Source organism: Flavobacterium endophyticum (assembly GCF_003634455.1).
Classification (GTDB): Bacteria; Bacteroidota; Bacteroidia; order Flavobacteriales; family Flavobacteriaceae; genus Flavobacterium; species Flavobacterium endophyticum.
Genome location: NZ_RBLC01000001.1, coordinates 1,660,443 through 1,683,744, shown reverse-complemented (window position 1 = coordinate 1,683,744; position 23,302 = coordinate 1,660,443). Strand labels below are relative to the sequence as shown.

The window sequence follows — 23,302 nt, the reverse complement described above, 5'->3', positions numbered from 1 at the left end:
CATTCTAAAAATATACGCTAGCACTCCAAAAATCAAGCAGATTTCTGAAAGTCTTGCTGTTCGAGATACTAAAATACAGTTAAAGGGCCTTATCGGTTCTTCGCTGTCTTTTGTCGTGGCCTCATTGTTTGAAAAAAGCGACCAGCCTTACCTTGTTATTCTTCAAGACAAGGAAGAAGCCGCGTATTACTTGAATGATTTGGAACAATTGGTAGGCGAAGAAGACGTGCTCTTTTACCCAGGTTCTTACCGACGCCCGTATCAAATTGAAGAAACCGACAATGCCAGTGTTCTTCTTCGTGCCGAAGTTTTAAACAGAATCAATTCGCGAAAAAAACCGGCCGTCATCGTAACGTATCCCGAGGCGCTTTTTGAAAAAGTTGTCACTCGAAAAGAACTCGATAAAAACACTTTAAAGGTTGCTGTAGGCGACCAAATCTCAATAGATTTTATCAACGAAGTATTATTTGAATACGAATTCAAGCGTGTTGATTTTATAACGGAGCCGGGAGAATTTTCGGTACGAGGCGGTATTCTCGACGTCTTTTCGTTTTCGAATGAAAACCCTTTCCGTATTGAATTCTTTGGAAACGAAGTCGACAGCATTCGAACTTTTGATGTAGAAACGCAGCTTTCGATCGAAAAGCAGAAAAAGATCACGATTATTCCAAACGTAGAAAATAAATTCTTTCAAGAAAACCGTGAAAGCTTTTTAAATTATATCAACGAAAGGACAGTTCTTTTTATCCAAAATACAGAATTGCTTTTTTCAAAATTGGACCAGCTTTTTGGAAAAGCAAAAGAGATTTTCGGTTCTATGCAATCGACCGTCAATCATATCGCTCCCGAAGAATTATTCCTGAATCAAGAAGCATTCATCAAAAAAGCATTGGATTTTACGATTGCAGAAGTCAGTTCCAAGCCTATTTTTAAGACACAGAAGACTTTCGAGTTTCATATTCTGCCGCAGCCTTCTTTCAATAAACAATTTGATTTGTTGCTGAACAACCTTAACGACAATCATTTCAACGGATATAAAAATTTTATTTTCTGTTCTAACGAACAGCAAGCCAAACGCTTTCACGATATTTTTGAATCTCTAGACGAGGCCAATAGCGAAAACATCAGAAAGCAATACCATACGATCGTCTTCCCTTTATATCAAGGATTTATCGACGAAGAAAACCAGATTGCCTGTTATACGGACCATCAGATTTTTGAACGTTACCACAAATTCAGCATCAAAAACGGTTATTCTAAAAAACAGACCATCACGCTAAAAGAGCTGAATACGCTTTCTGTAGGCGATTATGTGACGCATATCGACCACGGAATTGGAAGGTTTGGCGGTTTGCAGAAAATTCAAGTCGAAGGAAAAACGCAGGAAGCCATCAAGCTGGTGTATGCGGATAATGACATTGTGTATGTAAGCATTCACTCTTTGCACAAAATTTCCAAATTCAACGGAAAAGACGGCACTCCGCCAAAAATATACAAGCTCGGTTCGAACGCATGGAAAGTCCTTAAGCAGAAGACCAAAGCAAGAGTCAAGCACATCGCTTTCAACCTGATTCAATTGTATGCCAAGCGAAGATTGGAAAAAGGATTCAAATACGATCCGGACAGTTATCTTCAGGCCGAATTGGAATCTTCTTTTATATATGAAGACACGCCAGATCAGTTCAAGGCAACCCAAGAAGTAAAAGCCGACATGGAGAACGAACGCCCAATGGACCGTTTGGTTTGCGGCGATGTAGGCTTCGGAAAAACAGAAGTCGCTATTCGTGCGGCATTCAAGGCGGTAGACAACGGAAAGCAAGTTGCTGTTTTGGTCCCGACAACTATTTTGGCCTTCCAACATCATAAGACTTTTTCGGAAAGGCTAAAAGACATGCCTGTTTCTGTGGGCTATCTGAATCGTTTCCGAACTGCAAAACAGAAAACAGAAACCCTAAAACAGTTGGCCGAAGGAAAATTGGACATTATCATCGGAACGCACCAATTAGTCAATAAAAATGTGGTTTTCAAAGACCTTGGATTGCTGATTGTTGATGAAGAGCAAAAATTCGGCGTTAACGTAAAAGATAAGCTAAAGACGATTGCCCACAATATTGATACCTTGACATTGACCGCAACGCCAATACCGAGAACGTTACAGTTTTCGTTGATGGCCGCACGAGATTTGTCGGTTATTACGACGCCTCCGCCAAATCGTTATCCGATTGAAACGCAGGTAGTAGGTTTCAATGAAGAATTGATTCGTGATGCGATTTCTTATGAAATACAACGAAACGGACAGGTTTTCTTTATCAACAACCGAATTGAAAACATAAAAGAAATTGCCGGAATGATCCAGCGTCTTGTTCCAGGAGCAAGAGTCGGAATTGGCCACGGTCAGATGGACGGCAAAAAGCTAGAAGAATTGATGCTTGCCTTTATGAGCGGCGAATTTGACGTATTGGTAGCGACTACCATTATTGAAAGCGGACTTGATGTGCCAAATGCCAATACGATTTTCATCAACAATGCCAACAATTTCGGACTGTCGGATCTTCACCAGATGCGTGGTCGCGTAGGACGAAGCAATAAAAAAGCATTCTGTTATTTTATCACGCCTCCGTATTCTGCCATGACAGATGATGCCCGAAAAAGAATCCAAGCTTTGGAACAATTTAGTGAACTGGGAAGCGGTTTCAATATCGCCATGAAAGATTTGGAGATCAGGGGTGCTGGAGATTTATTAGGTGGAGAGCAAAGCGGCTTCATTAACGAGATTGGTTTTGAAACCTACCAAAAAATCATGAACGAAGCCATCGAAGAGCTGAAAGAAAATGAGTTCAAAGATTTATATGAAGATGAAGACAAAGGCGGCGAGAAAGAATATGTAAAAGAAATACAGATTGATTCTGATTTCGAATTATTGTTCCCCGATGAATATATCAATAATGTTTCCGAAAGGCTAAATCTCTATAATGAACTGAGCAATGTGAAGAACGAAGAAGAACTCATCGCTTATGAAAAGAAACTGATTGACCGATTTGGCGCATTACCAAAACAAGCTATCGCTTTGCTAAACAGCATCCGTATCAAGTGGATTGCTACCCGTTTAGGAATCGAAAAATTAGTCTTAAAGCAAGGCAAGATGGTCGCTTATTTTGTTTCGGACCAGCAGTCGGAATATTACACATCAAACCAATTCCACAAAGTATTACAGTTTGTGCAAAAGAATGGCAACTTGTGCAAGATGAAAGAAAAGGAAACAAAAAATGGCTTACGACTTCTCTTGACTTTCGAGAATGTAAAGTCGGTCAAAAAAGCATTAGAGCTTATCGAAATGATGTAACAATAAAAAAGCCGTTTAAATTAAACGGCTTTTTTATTTATAGACTTTTCAAGTCTTTGATTACTTTGAAAGCGACATCTACTTCTTCTTCGCTGACAAGAATCGTGAATTCATAAGAAGTCGAAATTACTTCGTTTACGATAATTCCTTCCCAAGCCAGTCGCTGGAAAATAAAGTAATATACTCCAGGAGTCGAAACGTTGTCTTTTGGAAGTTTTACCGTAATCGAAGCCAAATTTTCCCATTTGTGGAGCAATTTCTCGCCCACAAAATGTTTGTCAACTAAATGGCTTACGCTTTCGCTGACCACAATATTGGTTTCGCTGACACCTCTCGAGGAAGTATAGAAAATATCAGAATAAGTATTGATTTCAGAAATCAAGCTGGCTTGCTTGTCTAAAATCTTATCTGATACTGCGAATGTAAAATCGGTAAGCGATGAACGCACTGTAATCTCTCCAATACTTTTCAGTACTTTTAAAATTTTGTGATTCAATCTAAAATCAAGGTCTTCAGAAAGGCGTTTTAAGGCCATGACGACAGCTCCTTGTTTAACCTCTTTTCCTAACTCTTGTTTTAAATCAGGAAGCATATTTCTGGACAGCGAGGTCAGATTGATGATTCCTTGCGACAAAGCACTCAAGAGGAAAGGCTTTGTTTTGATGTAGTGCTCTACAACAGAAGAAATTGTTTTCATAATGGTTATGTTGGTGGTAATAGTTTTACAAACATACAATTTAAAAACAATTTGTTAAAAGCATAACCACTTAAAAATGTAAAAAAGCATCAATCAGATGGTTAATTGTGAAATTTTTGCCGTTTTTATGAATTGATATGATATCGAAGCGTACATCGACATCTAAATTTTTAACAATTACATATTCATTTACAGCTTTTACTAAAAGTTGTATTTTTTTAGGCTTTACAAATTCTTGCGGCAGTCCGAACTCAATACTTGATCTCGTCTTAACTTCAATGATAGCAAGGGTTTCCGCTTTCCTAGCAATAATATCGACTTCTGCCTTTTGAAAAATCCAATTGGTTTCCAGAATTTCATACCCTTCCTTCTGAAGATAGTCTACAGCTAGTTCTTCTCCTAATTTTCCAAGCTCATTGTGGACGGCCATGGTTATTCAAACTTCAAGATTGTTTCTTTGTCATTGATTTCAAACGTCACATTTTTTCCTAAAATCAAGGCACGATTGTCTTTGATATGCCCGGCTGGAAAATTATAAGCAACTGGTATTTTAAGGTCTTTTACGATATCTTGGATGATTTCCAAAGCATCTTTGCCCCAAGGAATATCGTTGTCATTCATGGAAGTCATTCCGCCAATAATAATTCCCTTAACACCTTCCAGCGAACCGTTTCTTTTGAGGTTCATCATCATCCTGTCGATGTGATAGAGATATTCGTCCAAATCTTCTAGAAAAAGAATCTTGCCTTTCATATCTACTGCTGATTTGGAACCTTGGATGCTATACAACACCGAAAGATTTCCTCCAACCAGTTCGCCTTGCGCCTTTCCGTTTTTGTTAAACGGATGAGCCGGAATATGATATTCTAATTTTTCGCCAAATAATGCTTTCCTAAAAGATTCGATGGCTTCTGGTGTAGCTGTTTTCGCGCTGATGGCCATGATAGCATGAAGCGTACCGATATCCATATTATTGATATGACTATGCAAGACCGTGACATCGCTGAAACCTACAATCCATTTCGGTTTCTTCTTGAAATTAGTAAAATCAATCCTGTCGACGATTCTCACGGTTCCATAACCGCCTTTTGCAGCCCAGATCGCCTTGATATTCGGATTGTCCAACATTTCCTGAAAGTCGGTAGCACGCTGCCAATCAGCACCAGCCAATTGGTTTTGTTCTTTGCCGATAGTTTTTCCTATGATAACTTTTAGCCCCCAGCTTTCCAGCAATTTAATCCCTGGTTCCAATGTGGCTAAGTCAATTTTTCTGGCTGTAGCTAAAATGCCTACAGTATCTCCTTTTTTTAAATATTCTGGCATGATGACTTTGTTTTGCGCATGAAAGGTTACGAAATTTAATAATGATACTATTATGAAGAATAATTTTAATCGGTTTGGCCTTTGCATAATGTCTATTTTCTGTTAAACAAATAAACGAATAAACGGCTTACTATGCAAGTTGGGCATTGCTTCAAGGCTTGAAGAAATCATGTTTTCTTAATCCTTAGAATTATAGGACGGTTTTAGGTATTTCAGCGCTAATAGATTATTTTTGCATACTTATTATAGAAAATCCATGATACAAGATCCAAAAAGATATACGATTACAGCGGCTTTGCCATATACTAACGGACCGATACACATCGGGCATTTGGCAGGAGTGTATGTTCCTTCCGATATTTATGCGCGTTTCTTGCGTTTGCAGAACCGCGATGTGGCTTTTATTTGCGGAAGCGACGAACATGGCGTGGCCATTTCTATGAAAGCAAAAAAAGAAGGAATCACCCCGCAGGAAGTCATCGATAAATACCATGCGATAATCAAAAAATCATTTGAGGATTTCGGAATTTCTTTTGACAATTATTCAAGGACCTCTGCAAAAATACATCACGATACTGCTTCTGAATTCTTCAGGACTTTATATGAAAAAGGCGATTTTATCGAAGAAGTAACAGAGCAATTATATGATGCGAAAGCCAATCAGTTTTTAGCTGACCGTTTTGTGATTGGAACTTGTCCAAAATGTGGCAATGACGAAGCATATGGCGACCAATGCGAAAGATGTGGTTCGTCGTTAAATGCAACTGATTTGATCAATCCAAAATCAACTATTACAGGTGAAACTCCTATTTTGAAATCAACAAAACATTGGTTTTTACCTTTGGACAGATATGATGCTTTTTTGAGAGAGTGGATTTTAGTCGGACATAAAAACGACTGGAAACCTAACGTATTCGGACAAGTAAAATCTTGGCTAGACGACGGCCTAAAGCCTCGCGCCGTAACAAGAGATTTAGATTGGGGAATCCCAGTTCCTGTGGAAGGTGCAGAAGGAAAAGTGTTGTATGTATGGTTTGACGCACCTATTGGCTACATTTCTTCTACAAAAGAATGGGCGCAACGCGAAGGAAAAGACTGGGAACCGTATTGGAAATCAGACGACACAAAACTTGTACATTTTATCGGAAAAGACAATATCGTTTTCCACTGTGTGATTTTTCCAGCAATGCTGAAGGCCGAAGGAAGTTATATTCTTCCGGACAATGTTCCTGCAAACGAGTTCTTGAATTTGGAAGGCAACAAGCTTTCTACTTCTAAAAACTGGGCGGTATGGTTGCACGAATACCTGGAAGATTTTCCAGACAAGCAAGATGTATTGCGTTATGCCTTGACATCAAATGCGCCTGAGACAAAAGACAATGATTTTACATGGAAAGATTTCCAAGCCAGAAATAATAATGAATTAGTAGCAATTTTTGGGAATTTCATTAACCGTGTGGTTGTCCTGACCAACAAATATTATGACGGAATCGTGCCGCAGCCAAATGATTTTTCTGAAATCGACGAAGCGACCTTAGCTGAATTAAAAGCCTATCCTGCCGTAATCGCAAGCTCGGTAGAGCGTTATAGATTTAGAGAAGCCTTAGGAGAATTGATGAATGTAGCCCGTTTAGGAAATAAATATTTGGCAGACGAAGAACCTTGGAAGGTTATTAAAGACAATCCGGAAAGAGTTCATACACAGATGTATGTGGCATTACAGATTGCTGGAGCTTTGAGCGTTTTAGCGGAACCATTTTTGCCTTTTACAGCACAAAAATTAGCACGTATTCTGAAAACAGAAAACAATTTTTCTTGGGATACAATTTCCGAAGATTCAGACCTAATTCCAGCCGGACATAAAATTGGAGAAGCTGAATTGCTTTTCGCTAAAATAGAGGACGAAGAAATTCAAAAACAAATCGATAAGTTGGAAGCTACAAAAACAGCCAATAAGGCCGAAAATAAAAAAGCAGAACCGCAAAAAGACTTAATCCAGTATGAAGACTTTGCAAAAATGGATTTGCGTGTCGGAACTATTTTGGAAGCTGAAAAAATGCCAAAAGCAAACAAGCTTTTAGTATTAAAAATTGATACGGGAATTGACGTAAGAACCATCGTTTCTGGAATTGCAGAAAGCTTTTCTCCTGAAGAAATTATCGGAAAAAAAGTTACTGTTTTGGCCAACTTAGCGCCAAGAAATCTTCGAGGCGTAGAAAGCCAAGGAATGATTCTGATGACTACAAACGCAGAAGGAAAATTAGTTTTCGTCAACCCAGATGCAGAAGCCGGAAACGGAGAAACTATAAATTAATATAATTCAACCAACCCTATCAGCGCTTAAACGCTGACAGGGTTATACGATATAAAATGAATATAAAAGTAATTGCTTTCGACGCAGACGACACTTTATTCGTAAACGAGCCGTATTTTCAAGAAACAGAAGAAAAATTCTGCGCCTTGATGCAAGATTATCTGTCACATCAAGGACTGTCGCAAGAGTTGTTCCGGGTAGAAATACAAAATCTTTCCTTATACGGTTATGGCATCAAGGGATATATCCTCTCGATGATCGAAGCCGCGATGAAGATTTCTAACAAGACAATCAGCGTCGATGTTATCGAAAAAATAATCCAATACGGGAAAGAATTGCTCCAAAGACCAATCGAATTATTAGATGGTGTAGAAGAAACTTTGGAAGCCTTGCACGGAAAATATAAATTAGTCGTTGCTACAAAAGGTGACTTGCTAGACCAACGTCGTAAACTGCATAATTCAGGATTAGGACATTTTTTCCACCATATCGAAGTTATGTCAGACAAACAGGAAAAAGATTATCATGATCTGTTAAGCCGACTGGAAATCAAACCAGAAGAATTTTTCATGATCGGAAATTCTTTAAAATCAGATGTCTTGCCTGTCTTGGGAATCGGAGGCCATGCTGTACATATTCCTTTTCATACGACTTGGGCACACGAAAAAATAGACCATAAAGTAGAACACAAAAACTTTAAAGCATTAGAAAAGATTACTGATGTTTTGCCAATTTTAGCATAAGTGAAAACCAAACTGGATTTAAATAACTGGCCGAGAAAAGAGCACTTTGAATTTTTCAGTAAATTCGAAGAACCATTTTTTGGATTAACCGCCACAATAGATTGTACAAAAGCATATGAAACTTCTAAGAAAAAAGGTGTTTCGTTTTTTTTGTATTACCTGCACAAGACATTAGCTGCCGTAAATGCTGTTGAAAATTTTCATTACAGGATTTCCGAAGGAGAAGTGTATCGCTATGACAAAGTCAATGCCTCGCCTACATTAACTCGAGAAGACAATACTTTTGGGTTTTCGTTGGTCGAATTTTTTCCTGATTTTGAAACTTTTGAGGCAAAAGCTTTAGAAGAAATAGAAAGAGTCAGAAATACGCCAGGTCTTTTTACAAGAAGCTTCGAAGTTGATAATCTGATTCACTTTTCAGCAATTCCTTGGGTGGATTTTACCTCTTTGTCCCATGCGAGAAGTTTCACTTTTCCCGACAGCTGTCCAAAAATTTCTATAGGAAAGATGGTCCTTCATGAAAATGGAAAAAGAACCATGTCCGTTTCTGTCCATGTGCATCACGGTCTTATGGATGGCTTCCATGTCGGAGAGTTTATAAATAAGTTTCAAGAATTTATGGATTCCTAAAAAACTACTGGTATTGTTTTTGAGCAGGAAGAAATAAAAAATAAACAGGCTATGAAAAAATTACTTTTTACGCTTCTTGCTTTTTACGGTTTTGCGACTTCTTCTTTTGGGCAGACACTGCTTGCCTCGCAACCTTTAGAATTGAAAAAAACGGCCAGCAGCCACCAGATTCTAAACGCTGTAAATAACCAAAACCAAGTTTTTGCATTTGCAGCCGACAAAGAAAGCTTGAGAGCGCTGAAATATAATAACGCCTTGTTTTTTAAAGATAGTATTTCTGCTGCTCGTCCGGATAAGAGTTATGAATTTATGGCTGGCTTTAGTTTTGAAGATAATGGAAACCCATATCTATATTGGGCTTCTGGCGATTATTTCAAAATCCAATCGATTTACTTTGATTTTGAAAATAAAACGGCAACCACTACCGAATTCCGAATTCCTTATAAGGATGAAGCAATTATTTCGGTCTTTAGCGAAAACAATTCCTTCTATATTCTTACCCAATTCAAAAAAGAAGACAAGCTGAAATTTTATTGTTTCAATAAAGGAAAACTAGAAGAAAAAATAATTGACTTTTCTTCTTATAAATTTATAGACGAGAATGGGAAATCTTCTACGTTTAATAAATTGATGGCAGAGAATTCTATTGAAAAAATAGACACGAGATCTCTCAATCCTTTATTTCAAAGTATCTCAAAAGTAAAGTTTTATATTTTGAAAAATCGCATGATTCTGACTTTTGATTCTTTGAGCAGAACGCAGTTATTTGATATTGACTTGAATACTTTTAGCATAACAGAGAAAACAATTCCGTCTCTAACATTAGCGACAAGCATTGGCAAATCAAATTCCTATTTTCACCAAGACAAACTCTACCAAATCAAAGCAAATGATGAAGAATTGATGATTGCCGCTGTTGACATTGCTTCTGGAGAGACGTTAAAAAGTTATGCTGTTGGTCAAAAAGATACCATCTCATTTAAAAATTCACCGCTTTATTCGCAGACAGGAAATGAAAGAGGTCAGGAATTAAAAAACACCAAAAAGTTTATCCAAAAATTAAGAAATTGCGAAGTCGGAATTTCTGTCTACAAAACACCTAATGCAATTATGGTTACGGCTGGCGGCATTAGGGATGTAAGTTCAACAGGAGGGCTTCTTTTAGGAATTTCAGCCAGCTTTGCTATGATTACAGCGGGAAGTTATTATCCTATTGACGGACTACTTGACACTCAAAACCTGCAATCTATCTATTTTGAAGGATTGTTCGATGAAAAATTCCAGCACAAAAATATCCAACAACAAGGACTTGCGGTAGATTATATTTCCCAGTTTCAGCATGAAAATAATGTCTCGCTGGTATCCGTTTTTCCTTATCACGATTATTTCATTATGGGCTATTACGACTCGAAAAAGAAAGAATATGCATTGCGAAAATTTGAAGATTCTAATGACTAATCTCCAAGTTTAATGCTTCCGATTGCGTTTCATCCGATTTACAAACATCCTTTACCCGAGGGCCATCGTTTTCCGATGCTGAAATACGAATTGCTTCCACAGCAATTGCTTCATGAAGGGATTGTCACAGAAAATGATTTTTTCACACCTGATATTCCAGACCTAAAGCACATCTTGGCAGTTCATGATAAAGATTATGTTGAAGAATTGCTTACTCTGACATTGGATGCGAGAGCAGCACGAAAAATAGGTTTCCCGCTTTCAGCCGAATTAATCGAACGCGAATTACGAATAGCGGAAGGCACAATTTCAGGCTGTGAAAAAGCATTACAGACAGGAATAGCATTTAATATTGCCGGCGGTACGCATCATGCTTATAGCAACCGAGGAGAAGCTTTTTGTTTATTGAATGACCAGGCCATTGGCGCTCAATATCTTTTAGACAAAAAGTTAGCTTCAAAAATCCTAATCATCGATTTGGACGTCCATCAAGGAAATGGAACTGCTGAAATCTTCCAGAATAATCCCGATGTTTTTACTTTTTCAATACACGGGAAATCGAATTATCCTTTCAAGAAAGAAACTTCCGATTTAGATATTGCGTTGCCTGACAAAACAAGCGATGAAGAATATCTTCGTATCGTAAATGAAATTGTCCCGAAATTGATTGCACAAGAAAAGCCCGATTTTATATTTTATCTAAGCGGCGTAGACATCTTAGATTCTGATAAACTAGGAAAACTGGGCTGTTCTATCCAAGGTTGCAAAAAGAGGGATGAAATTATTTTATCGTTTTGCAAGAAATTCGAAATTCCTGTACAATGTAGCATGGGTGGCGGTTATTCCCCAGAAATAAAAACGATTATCGAAGCTCATGCCAATACGTATCGCATAGCAAAAAGTCTTTTTACATAAAAGACCATCCCAAATAGGGATGGTCAAAATAATAACAGTTTCTGAAGTGGCGTTTAACATAATTTATCTTCCTATATCAAATTCAAACAACTGTTACTAATCTTTGTAATCGAGTCTACTTATTTCCCAATAGCATAATTTCAGCAATCACGATTTCAGTGACATACCGTTTTTCTCCGTTCTTATCGTCATAGCTTCTGTGTGTCAGTTTGCCTTCAATCGCAATCTGGTCGCCCTTAGTGACATACTTTTCTATGATTTCGGCCGTCTTCCCCCAAGCCACAAGAGAATGCCACTGGGTATCGGTAACTTTCTCACCTTTGTCATTAGTAAAAGACTCATTTGTAGCGATAGTCAGCGTTGCTAATTTTTTCCCACCATCAAAATTCTTGATCTCAGGATCTTTGCCAGTATTCCCAATCAGCTGTACTCTGTTTCTTAATGCATTCATGGCGTTTAAATTTAAGTTATTATATTTATATCAAATCCGCATAATACGATGCCTCGTTTTAACCAACATTGCAAAGATGTGATAGTTAAGTGAAATTATTCGGTAGTAATCCGTTTACTTTCGATTATAAGTGTTTATAATCGTTTGCAAACGGAAAATATTATGTTTAACTTTCGGAAAATGAATTTTTTATGCAGGCGGAAATTAATAAAGTAGAATTACGAAACTTACAGATAGAAGACTACAAGCAGCTCAAAACTTCAATGCTTCATGCTTATGATGAATTTGATGAGCCTTATTGGGAAGAAGAAGAAATAGAACGATTGCTTTCTTTATTTCCAGAAGGACAGCTGGTTATTCTTGTAGATGACAAAGTTGTCGGCTCAGCACTTTCTATTCTCGTAAATTATAAAAAAGCCAGCTCAAATCATACGTATCAAAAGATTACCGGAAATTCTTCCTTCTCAACACATGATCCCGAGGGTGAAGTCTTATATGGAATTGATGTCTTTATTGACCCGGAATATCGCGGACTCCGCTTAGGACGAAGATTATACGATGCCCGTAAAGAACTCTGCGAAACATTAAATCTGAAATCGATAATTTTTGCAGGAAGGATTCCAAAGTATTCTAAGTATTCGGAAGAAATGACGCCTAAGGAATATATCGACAAGGTGCGGTTGAAGGAATTCTACGACCCCGTTCTCTCTTTTCAGCTGAGCAATGATTTCCATGTTATGAAAATCATGAAAAATTACCTTGAAGGCGATGTCAGCTCGCAAGAATATGCCGTCTTGCTGGAATGGAACAACATATATTACGAAAAAAGTCCAAAGCTGATCAATGCCAGAAAAAGTGTCATCCGTCTTGGGTTAGTACAATGGCAGATGCGTCCACTTGCTAATCTGGAAGCACTTTTTGAACAGTCAGAATTTTTTATCGATGTCGTTTCTGGCTATAGTAGCGATTTTGTGCTTTTCCCAGAATTGTTTATCGCTCCATTAATGGCCGATTATAACCATCTTTCTGAGGCCGATGCTATCCGAGAGATTTCGCATTTCTGCGAGCCCATTCGCAAAAAATTCCAAGAATTTGCGATTGCTTACAATATCAACATCATTACCGGAAGCATGCCGTATACAGAGGATGGAAACTTATACAACGTAGGATTCCTCTGCAAACGAGATGGTACTTCTGAAATGTATACGAAAATCCACATCACGCCTAACGAAGTACAATATTGGGGAATGAAAGGCGGTTCTGAAATCAAGACTTTTGATACAGATTGCGGCAAAATTGGAATCATGATCTGCTACGACGTAGAATTTCCAGAATTGTCAAGGCTAATGGCCGATGAAGGGATGGAAATCTTATTTGTGCCTTTTCTTACCGATACGCAAAATGCTTATACGCGCGTAAAGCTTTGCGCTCAGGCCCGAGCCATTGAAAACGAATGTTATGTTGCAATTGCGGGTTGTGTTGGAAATCTTCCAAAAGTGAATAACATGGACATTCAATATGCCCAAGCAGCAGTCTTCACTCCTTCAGATTTTGCCTTTCCGTCTAATGGAATCAAGGCTGAAGCGACTCCGAATACCGAAATGACCCTCATTGCAGATGTAGATCTTGATATGTTGAAAAAACTGCATGAACAGGGAAGTGTCAGGATATTAAAAGATAGACGTGATGATTTATATAAAATTAAAAAGCTGAAATAGAAAAAAATTTCTGATGTTTGTGTAAGAAAAAAGAACAATGATTTGTTTTTATTTTTATTTTAGCCAAAACACCCTCCAAGTTCACATGAAGTTTGTTAAATATTTACACCAAAAAAAGAAAGATTATGCCAAAAACATGTTTAGAGTGCGGAGCGGTCATAATAGGCCGCGAGGACAAAAAGTTTTGCAATGACGGATGCAGAAATGCATATAATAACAAAATTAATAAAGATTTGAATAATTTAATGCGGGACATTAACAACAAGTTACGCAAAAATTATAGAATTTTATCCGAAATGAATGTCGAGGGTAAGACGAAGGTCACCAAGTCGAAACTTTTAAGCAAAGGCTTTGACTTTGAATTCTTTACGAACATCCTGCATACACAAGCTGGAAGTACCTACTACTTCCTTTATAATCAAGGTTATTTGCTGTTGGATAATGATTTTTACGTGCTCGTCAAAAAAAATTAACACCACCTAAATACTCACGAACTGAATGAAAAAAAGATATAGTTCCCTTATTTCTGCTTTGCTTGTTGCAGGAATTATTTATGGAATTTTCTTTGCAATGATGCCCCAAACCGTTGCCAAAGAGGAAGTTCCATTGACGGAATTTTCTACAAAAAGAGCTCTTGAACAAGTAGCCTCGATATCCAAGCTGCCCCATTATGTTGGTTCTGAAAATCACAAGACCGTAGCCTCTCTTCTTGAAAAAGAACTTCAAAAACTAGGATTAGAAACGACTACTCAAGAAGGCTATACCTTGACCGAATGGGGAAATCTCGCTAAATCAAAAAATATTCTTGCCCGAATAAAAGGATCAAATAGCTCCAAAGCACTTATGCTTTTGTCCCATTACGATAGCGCTCCGCACTCTTCTTCTTTAGGTGCTGGTGATGATGCTTCGGGAATTGCTACAATTTTAGAAAGTGTACGTGCCTTTTTGGCCAATAAGACGGCCAATAAAAATGATATTATCATCTTATTTTCAGACGCAGAAGAATTGGGCCTTAATGGCGCTGCGCTTTTTGTGACGGAACATCCTTGGGCAAAAGAGGTAGGTTTGGTACTCAATCTGGAAGCAAGAGGAAGTGCCGGACCTTCTTATATGCTGATGGAAACTAATGAAGGCAACGCTTCCATGGTTAGAGAATTTACAAAAGCAAATCCTAGCTATCCTGTCTCAAACTCATTAATGTACAGCATCTACAAAATGCTGCCTAATGATACCGATCTGACCGTTTTTAGAGAAGAAGGAAAAATCCAAGGATTCAATTTTGCCTTTATCGATGATCATTTCAATTATCATACGCAGCAAGACGACATTCAGCATTTGAGTCAGACAACGCTAGCGCACCAAGGCACTTACATCATGCCATTGCTGAACTATTTTGCCAATGCCGACTTGAAGACGCTCAGTAGCACAGAAGATTACGTCTATTTCAATACTCCTTTTTACTTTGTAAGCTATCCTTTTTCTTGGAATTATATCTTGGTAATTATTGCAGGAGCGCTCTTTATCTTTCTCGTATTCATCGGTATCGGAAAGAGAACATTGTCCATTAAAGAAATCGGACGCGGTTTTGTTCCGTTTTTTGCTTCTCTCTTAGTATCTGGAGCAGCGGCTTTTTTAGGATGGAAAATCATAAACGAATTTTATCCTCAATACAAAGACATCTTACACGGATTTACATACAACGGCCATTATTATATAGGATTCTTCGTGTTCATCAGCTTGGCCATAAGCTTTGGTTTCTATAAAAAATACTACTTCGAGAATCAGGCCATGAATTTTTCTATCGCGCCTTTATTTATTTGGATTCTCATCAATATAGCTTTGGCTGTTTATCTTCCTGGAGCCGGATTTTTTATCATTCCTGTTTTTTGCTCCTTGATCATGTTGGCTTATTTTGTGATTACGCAGAAGAAAAGCTGGATTTTAAATCTTATCCTGAGCATTCCTGCTTTTATAATTTTTGTTCCTTTTATTACCACTTTCCCGATTGGCTTAGGACTAAAACTTTTAGGAGCGAGCGCCGCACTAACTGTTTTAGTTTTCACCTTGCTTATGCCTGTTTTTGGCTATTATCCAAAGAAAGGAATTTGGGCAATGGCAATGGTCACAATAGCGATAGGCTTTTTTATAAAAGCACATCTGGAATCTGGTTATGAACCCGGAAAAGCAAAACAAAATAGTCTTTTATATGTCTACGACAGCGACACAAATAAGGCGCTATGGGTCACGTATGACCAAAATCTTGATTCTTGGACAAAAGGTTATCTTGGTGAAAAACCTTCGGATGCCAAACAATTAGAACCTTATAACTTGTTCAGCAAATACAATTCAAAATTCACATATTCTCATACTGCTCCTGCCAAAGATCTGGACGGCCCTACGATTCGTTTCTTGAGAGATACCGTAATAGGAACACAAAGGCATTTGAAGATTCAAATCAGTCCTAATAGAAAAGTTAATCGCTATGATATTTTTGCTCATGAAAATCTGACTTTTCATAACCTGAGAACAAATGGCGTGAAACATATCAACCAAGAAGGCTCGGCCTTTAAGAGAAAAGGTAGAAAGATTTTAAGTTATTATGTAACCGACAATGAGCCATTGGAATTGCAATTCAGCGTCGCTTCCAAAGCCGTTCTTGATATGGAATTAATGGAATCTTCTTTCGATTTGCTGTCCAACAAGATGTTCAGCATTGCCAAACGTGAAGACTGGATGATGCCGACGCCTTTTGTATTAAACGATGCCGTTGTTATAAAACAAAAAATCAAGCCGAACTTTAAACAAGAAATTGTTCCTGCTCAAATCTTGGACAGCATACAGCAACAGCCCGCAACTCTAGAAATCAATGCCGGAAATTAGTATTTTAGGCTGCGGCTGGCTCGGACTTCCTTTGGCAAAAGTTTTAATCGAAAAAGGATTTTCGGTGAAAGGCTCGACGACTTCAGAAAGCAAACTTTCCATTCTAGAAAATGCGGAAATAAAGCCTTTTTTGATTTCTGTTGGCACTCAAGAAATATCAGGAGATATCAATAGTTTTTTAGGAAATTCCGAAATACTTATCATTGATATTCCGCCTAAACTGAAAAGCGATCCATCCGAAAATTTTGCTTTAAAAATCCAAAAACTGATTGTTGAAATTGAAAAATCCTCAATCAAAAAAGTAGTATTTATTAGCTCTACGTCTGTGTATAACGACACAGAAAGTATTTCTATTATTACAGAGAAAGATATTCCAAATCCAGATACCGAAAGCGGAAAGCAGCTTTTCGAAGCAGAAAATCTCTTATTAAGCAATTCTAAATTCGATACTACAATTGTGCGATTTGGAGGATTGATTGGCGAAGACCGACATCCTATAAAATTTCTCTCGGGACGTAAAAATATTGAGAATCCAGATGGTCCGATAAACCTTATCCATCAAAAAGATTGTATTGGAATCATTTCAACAATTCTTGAAAAAGGGATTTGGAATGAAACTTTTAATGCTGCTGCGCCATCTCATCCTACAAGAAAAGACTATTACACTAAAAAAGCCAAAAGCTTAAACTTAGATTTGCCAAGTTTCAACTCTGAAAAGAAATCGGTTGGAAAAATTATTGACAGCCGTAAGTTGGAAACTATTTTAGATTATAAATTTCAGATAGAAACCTTATAAAATGAAAAATCCCAAGCTCACACTTGGGATTTCTTATAAATCTTATTACCAGATCTTAACTCTCTTTTCTGGCTCTACGTACATTCCGTCACCTTTTTTGATTCCGAAAGCTTGGTAGAAGGCATCCACATTTTGTAGCGGCACATACGCTCTGTACATTCCTGGCGAATGCGGATCAGTTTTTACCTGATTCTTGATTGCTTCATCACGAGCTTTTGTTCTCCAAATGGTCGCCCAAGAAATAAAGAAACGTTGCTCTGGAGTATAACCGTCAATTAATCCTGGGTTTCCGTTTTCTTTTAAGTACAATTGCAATCCATCGTAAGCTGCATTTACGCCACCTAAGTCTCCGATATTTTCACCTAAAGTAAATTTTCCGTCCACATAAATTCCTGGCAATGGCTGTAAAGCACTGTATTGATCTGCCAATGAACCTCCCAAACCTGTAAATTGTTTCAAATCTTCGTCTGACCACCAGTTTACCAAGTTTCCGTCAGCATTGTATCGAGAGCCAGAATCATCAAAACCGTGAGAAATCTCATGGCCGATTACGGCTCCAATTCCACCATAATTTACCGCTTCGTCCGCTTTGTAATCATAAAAAGGCGGTTGCAAGATTGCTGCAGGAAAAACAATTTCATTATAGGAAGGATTGTAATAGGCATTCACTGTCTGAGGCGACATGAACCATTCGTCCTTATCAACTGGCTTGTTTAATTTTTCGATATCTTCTTTATAGCTCCATCTAGCCAGATTTTTCATGTTGTCAAAATAAGTACCTCCTTTTTCAGGACCTACAATTGTCAATGCAGAATAATCTTTCCACTTGTCAGGATAACCGATCTTGATTCTTGATTTGTGCAATTTCTCGATAGCACTTGCCTTAGTCGCTTTGGTCATCCAAGGAAGTTTGTTGATTCTGTTCTCAAAAGCTAAAAATACGTTTTTGATCATTTTTTCAGCTTTTGCTTTAGCTTCTGGCGGGAATTTTTTAGCTACATACAGCTTCCCTAAAGCTTCTCCAACGCTACCATTTATAGTCTGCAAAGCTCTTTCATTGCGAGGTCTTTGCTTTATGGCTCCGGTTAAGGTTTTTCCGTAGAATTCCCAGTTAGCGGTCTCGATTTCTGTTGAAAGCGTTCCTGAAGATTTGTTCAGCAACGTCCACTTCATATATTCTTTCCAGTCCTCTACTTTATTTTGCTTGAAGATATCTTCGATAGCTGTCATATATTTTGGCTGAGAAACAATAACAGAGTCCAATTTTGGAAGTCCGATTCCTGTCAGATAGGTATTCCAGTTAATAGAAGGCGTTAATTTTTGCAGATCTGCAATCGTCATCGGATTGTAGGTCTTTCTTCTGTCTCTTCTTTCAACTCTGTCCAATCTAGGCTTCGCCATTGCGATTTCTAAGGCTAGAATTTTAGCCGCATTTTTCTTTGCATCGGCTGGTTTTTCACCAAGATATTGCAACATTTTTGCAACGTGCAGTTCATATTTTTCACGTTTTTCTTTAGAATCTGCTTCATCAGAAACATAATAGTCTCTGTCTGGAAGACCAAGACTTCCTAAACCAACAGTCACGACGTTTCTGTTGCTGTTTTTAGCATCAGTTCCAACGCCAGCACCTAAAAATCCGACACCACCGATAGGTTCCATTTCAATCATCAAAGCCTGAAGGTCTTTTACGTTCTTCACTGCATTGATTTTTGTCAAATACGGTTTCAGAGGCGCAATTCCTTGCTTGTTTCTTGTCACCGTATCCATGATTGTTTTATACAGGTTTACGGCTTTTGCTTGGTCTGATTTTGGATCTAGTTTTTTATCCGCCACAGCCTCATTAAGGATAGCCAACGCGTCTTCATCTGTTCTTTGGCGAAGCTCGTCGAAGCTTCCCCAACGGGTTCTGTCTGCTGGAATTTCTGTCTCATCAACCCATTTCCCGTTTACAAATTTAAAGAAGTTGTCATTTGGCTTTACCGACAAATCCATATATTGGAGTTCAATTCCAGGATGCTTTGGTTTTTCCTGGGCATTTGCCGAAATTGCCGCCAAAACCATTGCGGTGATGGACAGCATACCCTTATTCAAAATTATTTTCATATAGAAGTGTTTAGTATTACTACAAATTTAAAAAGTAAAATATTTGTTTGGCTTATATAACTGTTAAAATAAAATCTGCGTGAGGCTTTCTTTTGTAATTTCGCAAAAATTTCTTTCGAATGCTTACCTTTTTTAAAAAATATAGAATTTTATTTCTTGTCCTTTTCTTACTATCGGCGCTTATAATTACTCTTTTTTACTTCGCATTAAAACCTAAAAAGACTTTGAAGATTTACAATCCGGCAGATGTCAATCCGGAAATGGTCGATACAACCGTGCAATACGTCAAAAAATACCATACGATAGATGATTTTTCGTTTACCAACCAAAACGGAAAAACGATTACGCAGAAAGATTACGAAGGGAAAATTTATGTAGCTGATTTTTTCTTCACCACCTGCCCGTCAATCTGCGTGCCGATGGGAGAGAATATGGCTTGGCTACAAGAGCAAATTAAAGACAATCCAAAAGTCATGCTGTTGTCGCATACAGTCATGCCTGATATTGATACTCCAGAAGTCTTGAAAGCCTATGCTGTTAAAAAAGGAGTAATCGACAGCAAATGGAATCTTGTTACAGGCGACAAAAAAGACATTTATTATATTGCCCGAAAATCATATCTAGCCGTAAAAACAACAAGTTCCACAGAATTATATGATATGGTCCATACCGAAAATTTTGTTTTGGTCGATGCGAAAAGACGAATTCGAGGGTTTTATGATGGAACCAAACTGGAAGATGTAAAAAGGCTTTTAGACGATATTAATTATCTGAGTGCAGAAAAATAACTGTTAGATAAAAAAAGAGGCGATGTAAATTTACACCGCCTCTTTTCTTTTGTAATAAAGCATTATTCTTTTTCCTTTTTCTTTTTCCCATCAATAATAGCTCCAGTACCTGCTCCGACAGCAGCTCCTGCCAGTCCGCCGATAATAGCACCTTCGCCTTTTTTCTTAGAAATGGCTGCACCGGTAATCGCTCCTGCACCAGCTCCGATTACAGCTCCTTTAGCAGTAGAGCTCCATCCCTTTTTTTTCTGTTCTGCAGTTACGGGCGCGGCTTTGTTGGCAGCAGCAGCTTGTGCTGCACGAGCTTGAGTTTCCGCTACAATAGCATTCATAGAATCGATTGTTCTTTGTTTGGCTAATGCTTCTTCTTGCTGTTTCATAGCAACTTTCATAGAATCTATTTCGCGTTGTTGCTTTATCGCAGCGCTATCTGCCGCGGTATCTTTACAGGCTGTAAAAATAACAGCTATAAGGGCAACATAAAGTAACTTTTTCATGACATTTCTATTTTTCGATTATGCTATAAAAGTAAGCCGAGATCTCCTATCCAACTTTACACGATTGCACTATAATCTTATACGACTTAAACCTATTCTGTTTTATAGCCTACTTCAATAATAATTCCTATTTTTGCAATCTAAATTGAATCTAAATAAGGCTTGAAAACTTTAGCACAGCTCAAAATCGGTCAAAAAGCACTAATACTTGATTTTAATATTGATAGTATTCCACTAAAATTGCTAGAAATGGGATGTCTCCCAGGCAATCATGTGGAACTCTTGCAGATCGCTCCGCTGGGTGATCCGCTCTATATCAATGTAAATGACAGCCATGTTGCAATTCGCAAGGAAACTGCCCATGCTATTACTGTTGAAGTCGTGAATGAAACCCTATGAGCCATCAAAATCTTAAAGTAGCCTTAATAGGCAATCCCAATACAGGAAAGACTTCTGTTTTTAATCAGCTTACCGGATTGAAACAGCAGGTCGGTAATTATCCTGGAATAACCGTTGAAAAGAAAATCGGCTACAGCAAGCTGACCGACAACTTAAAAGCCACAATTCTTGACTTGCCTGGAACCTACAGTCTGAATGCTAGTTCGATTGACGAAAATGTCGTGATTGAACTGCTGCTCAATAAAAACGACTCCAATTATCCTGATGTTGCCGTTGTTGTTACGGAAGTCGAAAACTTAAAGCGCAACCTTTTGCTTTTCACTCAAATCAAGGATTTGGAAATTCCGACAATCTTAGCCATAAATATGTCGGATAGGATGGATTATAAAGGAATTGAACTTGATATTCCCTATCTCGAAGAACAGCTAAAGACCAAAATTGCGCTGATTAGCTCCAGAAAAAATATCGGAATAGACAGCTTGAAAAAATTGATAGCCGATTATAAGAATATTTCTACCGAACCTTGCTTGAACGCTTCGAGCATAGACATCGATTATTTCGACAAGCTTCGTCATGCGTTCCCAAAGGAATTGCTTTATAAATTGTGGCTTGTAATTACACAGGATGTGAATTTTGGACATCTGCAACGAAACGAGATTGCTGAAAAATCGTTCGCAAAATCCAATTCCGAGCTCAAAAAAATGCAGCAAAAGGAAACCATCAAAAGATATCAGTTTATCAATGATGTCCTTAAAATTGGATACAAGATTGATACCACTAAGGCAAAAGGCATACGGGCCAAGCTAGATAAGATTTTAGTCCACAAGGTTTTCGGATATGTGATATTTTTTGCCATACTGATGCTCATTTTCCAATCGGTTTTTTCTTGGTCGAGCATCCCAATGGATTTTATTGATGAAAGCTTTGCCAAATTAGGCACTTTTGCAAAGACAAATCTTCCGGCGGGCGTCCTGACTGACTTGATTTCCGAAGGTATTATTCCTGGAATTGGAGGCGTCGTGATTTTCATTCCCCAAATTGCCTTCCTCTTCTTATTTATTTCTGTACTAGAAGAAAGCGGTTATATGAGCCGCGTAGTCTTTCTGATGGATAAAATCATGCGACAGTTCGGACTCAGCGGAAAAAGTGTCGTACCACTAATTTCAGGAACAGCCTGTGCCATCCCAGCAATCATGGCTGCAAGAAATATCGAGAATTGGAAAGAGAGACTGATTACTATTTTAATAACTCCTTTTACGACCTGCTCTGCTAGGTTGCCAGTATATGCCATCTTAATTTCACTGATTATTCCAGAAAAGAGAATCTTAGGTTTTTTGAACTTGCAAGGACTGACGTTAATGGCCTTATATCTTTTAGGTTTTGGAATGGCTATATTTTCGGCTTATATTTTGAATAAAATCCTGAAAATAAAATCGAAATCCTATTTTGTAATTGAAATGCCCAACTACAGGCTGCCTTTATTCAAAAACGTGGCCATCAATGTTCTTGAAAAGACAAAAGCATTTGTTTTTGGGGCCGGAAAAATCATCTTGGCGATATCGATCATTCTTTGGTTCCTTGGCTCTAACGGTTCGTCTGATGAATTTGCAAATGCAGAAACCATAGTCAAAAAAAGAATTGAACAGCAAGGATTGACGCGATTCAACCAGCATTATATTGACAATAAGTTGTCAGAACATTACGTAGCACTTAATGACAGCGTAACAAAAAACATTTATAAAATAAGCACTCAAGATATAGCCGATTCGCTTACTCATAAGAAACAAGAACTTTTCTTAAAACTGGAAAATCAAGAAATATCAAGCTATAAGCTAGAAAAATCCTATATCGGAGTTTTAGGAAAAACAATAGAACCGGTGATACGGCCTTTAGGCTATGATTGGAAAATTGGCATTGCCGTTATTACTTCTTTTGCTGCAAGAGAAGTGTTTATTGGCACTTTGGCTTCTATTTATAGCGTAGACAGCGAAGAAGAAGTCACGATAAAAAACAGAATGGAAGCAGAAATAAATCCGGTCAATGGCAAGAAAGTTTTCAATTTTGCTACTGGAATATCGCTTTTGCTATTCTATGCTTTTGCAATGCAATGTATCAGTACGTTAGCTATTACAAAAAAGGAAACCAATTCTTGGAAATGGCCTATCATACAATTGATATTCATGAGTGCTTTGGCGTATAGTGTTTCGCTAGTTGTTTACCAGATCCTAAAATAGTCACTAGAGTTTA

19 protein-coding genes are annotated in these 23,302 nt (G+C 37.9%); 13 read left to right on the top strand and 6 right to left on the bottom strand.

The window, feature by feature from the left end; all coding sequences use genetic code 11:
• Positions 1 to 31: 31 nt before the first annotated feature.
• Positions 32 to 3,343 carry a transcription-repair coupling factor gene (gene mfd, locus CLV94_RS07705; protein WP_394345737.1) on the top strand — a complete coding sequence of 1,104 codons (3,312 nt, stop codon included), beginning with the start codon at positions 32 to 34 and terminating at the stop codon, positions 3,341 to 3,343.
• 37 nt (positions 3,344 to 3,380) lie between these two features.
• Here the strand turns inward: mfd and CLV94_RS07700 are convergent, their stop codons facing one another.
• The 3 genes from CLV94_RS07700 to CLV94_RS07690 form a co-directional block, all read right to left on the bottom strand.
• On the bottom strand, positions 3,381 to 4,040 hold the full coding sequence (locus CLV94_RS07700; protein ID WP_121375822.1) for an aspartate kinase: 660 nt from the start codon (positions 4,038 to 4,040) through the stop codon (positions 3,381 to 3,383).
• A 70-nt stretch (positions 4,041 to 4,110) separates the two neighbouring features.
• Positions 4,111 to 4,470 carry a YraN family protein gene (locus CLV94_RS07695; protein WP_121375821.1) on the bottom strand — a complete coding sequence of 120 codons (360 nt, stop codon included), beginning with the start codon at positions 4,468 to 4,470 and terminating at the stop codon, positions 4,111 to 4,113.
• Positions 4,471 to 4,472: 2 nt separating this feature from the next.
• Positions 4,473 to 5,363 (bottom strand): S66 peptidase family protein, encoded by an 891-nt coding sequence (locus CLV94_RS07690; RefSeq protein WP_245982488.1) that lies wholly within the window; start codon positions 5,361 to 5,363, stop codon positions 4,473 to 4,475.
• Between the two features lie 256 nt (positions 5,364 to 5,619).
• Here CLV94_RS07690 and metG point away from each other — a divergent pair, with 256 nt between their 5' ends.
• From metG to CLV94_RS07665, 5 genes are read left to right on the top strand one after another with little or no spacing between them, the layout of a single operon-like run.
• Positions 5,620 to 7,677, top strand: a complete 2,058-nt coding sequence (gene metG, locus CLV94_RS07685) for a methionine--tRNA ligase (RefSeq protein WP_121375819.1) — start codon at positions 5,620 to 5,622, stop codon at positions 7,675 to 7,677.
• A 56-nt stretch (positions 7,678 to 7,733) separates the two neighbouring features.
• Complete coding sequence (locus CLV94_RS07680; RefSeq protein WP_121375818.1) at positions 7,734 to 8,420, top strand: HAD family hydrolase; 687 nt, start codon at positions 7,734 to 7,736, stop codon at positions 8,418 to 8,420.
• Positions 8,421 to 9,050, top strand: a complete 630-nt coding sequence (locus CLV94_RS07675; protein ID WP_121375817.1) for a chloramphenicol acetyltransferase — start codon at positions 8,421 to 8,423, stop codon at positions 9,048 to 9,050.
• Positions 9,051 to 9,101: 51 nt separating this feature from the next.
• Positions 9,102 to 10,508: a hypothetical protein gene (locus tag CLV94_RS07670; protein WP_121375816.1), complete on the top strand. Its 1,407-nt coding sequence runs from the start codon at positions 9,102 to 9,104 to the stop codon at positions 10,506 to 10,508.
• A 12-nt stretch (positions 10,509 to 10,520) separates the two neighbouring features.
• Positions 10,521 to 11,423 carry a histone deacetylase family protein gene (locus CLV94_RS07665; RefSeq protein ID WP_121375815.1) on the top strand — a complete coding sequence of 301 codons (903 nt, stop codon included), beginning with the start codon at positions 10,521 to 10,523 and terminating at the stop codon, positions 11,421 to 11,423.
• A gap of 115 nt (positions 11,424 to 11,538) precedes the next feature.
• Here the strand turns inward: CLV94_RS07665 and CLV94_RS07660 are convergent, their stop codons facing one another.
• Entirely contained in the window at positions 11,539 to 11,874 is a 336-nt protein-coding gene (locus CLV94_RS07660) for a single-stranded DNA-binding protein (RefSeq protein ID WP_121375814.1), read from the bottom strand.
• 191 nt (positions 11,875 to 12,065) lie between these two features.
• Between CLV94_RS07660 and CLV94_RS07655 the strand changes: the two genes are divergently transcribed.
• The 4 genes from CLV94_RS07655 to CLV94_RS07640 all read left to right on the top strand — a co-directional run bounded on the left by CLV94_RS07655 (position 12,066) and on the right by CLV94_RS07640 (position 17,268).
• A complete protein-coding gene (locus CLV94_RS07655; protein WP_121375813.1) occupies positions 12,066 to 13,592 on the top strand; it encodes a carbon-nitrogen hydrolase family protein in 1,527 nt (508 codons plus the stop codon).
• A 125-nt stretch (positions 13,593 to 13,717) separates the two neighbouring features.
• Positions 13,718 to 14,065 carry a hypothetical protein gene (locus CLV94_RS17150; RefSeq protein ID WP_121375812.1) on the top strand — a complete coding sequence of 116 codons (348 nt, stop codon included), beginning with the start codon at positions 13,718 to 13,720 and terminating at the stop codon, positions 14,063 to 14,065.
• A gap of 25 nt (positions 14,066 to 14,090) precedes the next feature.
• A complete protein-coding gene (locus CLV94_RS07645) occupies positions 14,091 to 16,472 on the top strand; it encodes a M28 family peptidase (RefSeq protein ID WP_245982485.1) in 2,382 nt (793 codons plus the stop codon).
• Positions 16,459 to 17,268 (top strand): NAD(P)H-binding protein, encoded by an 810-nt coding sequence (locus tag CLV94_RS07640; protein WP_121375811.1) that lies wholly within the window; start codon positions 16,459 to 16,461, stop codon positions 17,266 to 17,268. Before CLV94_RS07645 ends, CLV94_RS07640 begins: the two co-directional genes overlap by 14 nt.
• A gap of 45 nt (positions 17,269 to 17,313) precedes the next feature.
• Here the strand turns inward: CLV94_RS07640 and CLV94_RS07635 are convergent, their stop codons facing one another.
• Entirely contained in the window at positions 17,314 to 19,371 is a 2,058-nt protein-coding gene (locus tag CLV94_RS07635) for a M13 family metallopeptidase (protein ID WP_121375810.1), read from the bottom strand.
• A gap of 119 nt (positions 19,372 to 19,490) precedes the next feature.
• Here CLV94_RS07635 and CLV94_RS07630 point away from each other — a divergent pair, with 119 nt between their 5' ends.
• A complete protein-coding gene (locus CLV94_RS07630) occupies positions 19,491 to 20,159 on the top strand; it encodes an SCO family protein (RefSeq protein ID WP_121375809.1) in 669 nt (222 codons plus the stop codon).
• A 62-nt stretch (positions 20,160 to 20,221) separates the two neighbouring features.
• Here the strand turns inward: CLV94_RS07630 and CLV94_RS07625 are convergent, their stop codons facing one another.
• A complete protein-coding gene (locus CLV94_RS07625) occupies positions 20,222 to 20,656 on the bottom strand; it encodes a YMGG-like glycine zipper-containing protein (RefSeq protein ID WP_121375808.1) in 435 nt (144 codons plus the stop codon).
• A 162-nt stretch (positions 20,657 to 20,818) separates the two neighbouring features.
• Here CLV94_RS07625 and CLV94_RS07620 point away from each other — a divergent pair, with 162 nt between their 5' ends.
• Complete coding sequence (locus CLV94_RS07620) at positions 20,819 to 21,055, top strand: FeoA family protein (protein ID WP_121375807.1); 237 nt, start codon at positions 20,819 to 20,821, stop codon at positions 21,053 to 21,055.
• Positions 21,052 to 23,289: a ferrous iron transport protein B gene (gene feoB, locus CLV94_RS07615; RefSeq protein WP_121375806.1), complete on the top strand. Its 2,238-nt coding sequence runs from the start codon at positions 21,052 to 21,054 to the stop codon at positions 23,287 to 23,289. The genes CLV94_RS07620 and feoB overlap by 4 nt, the downstream gene beginning before the upstream one ends.
• Positions 23,290 to 23,302: the final 13 nt, after the last annotated feature.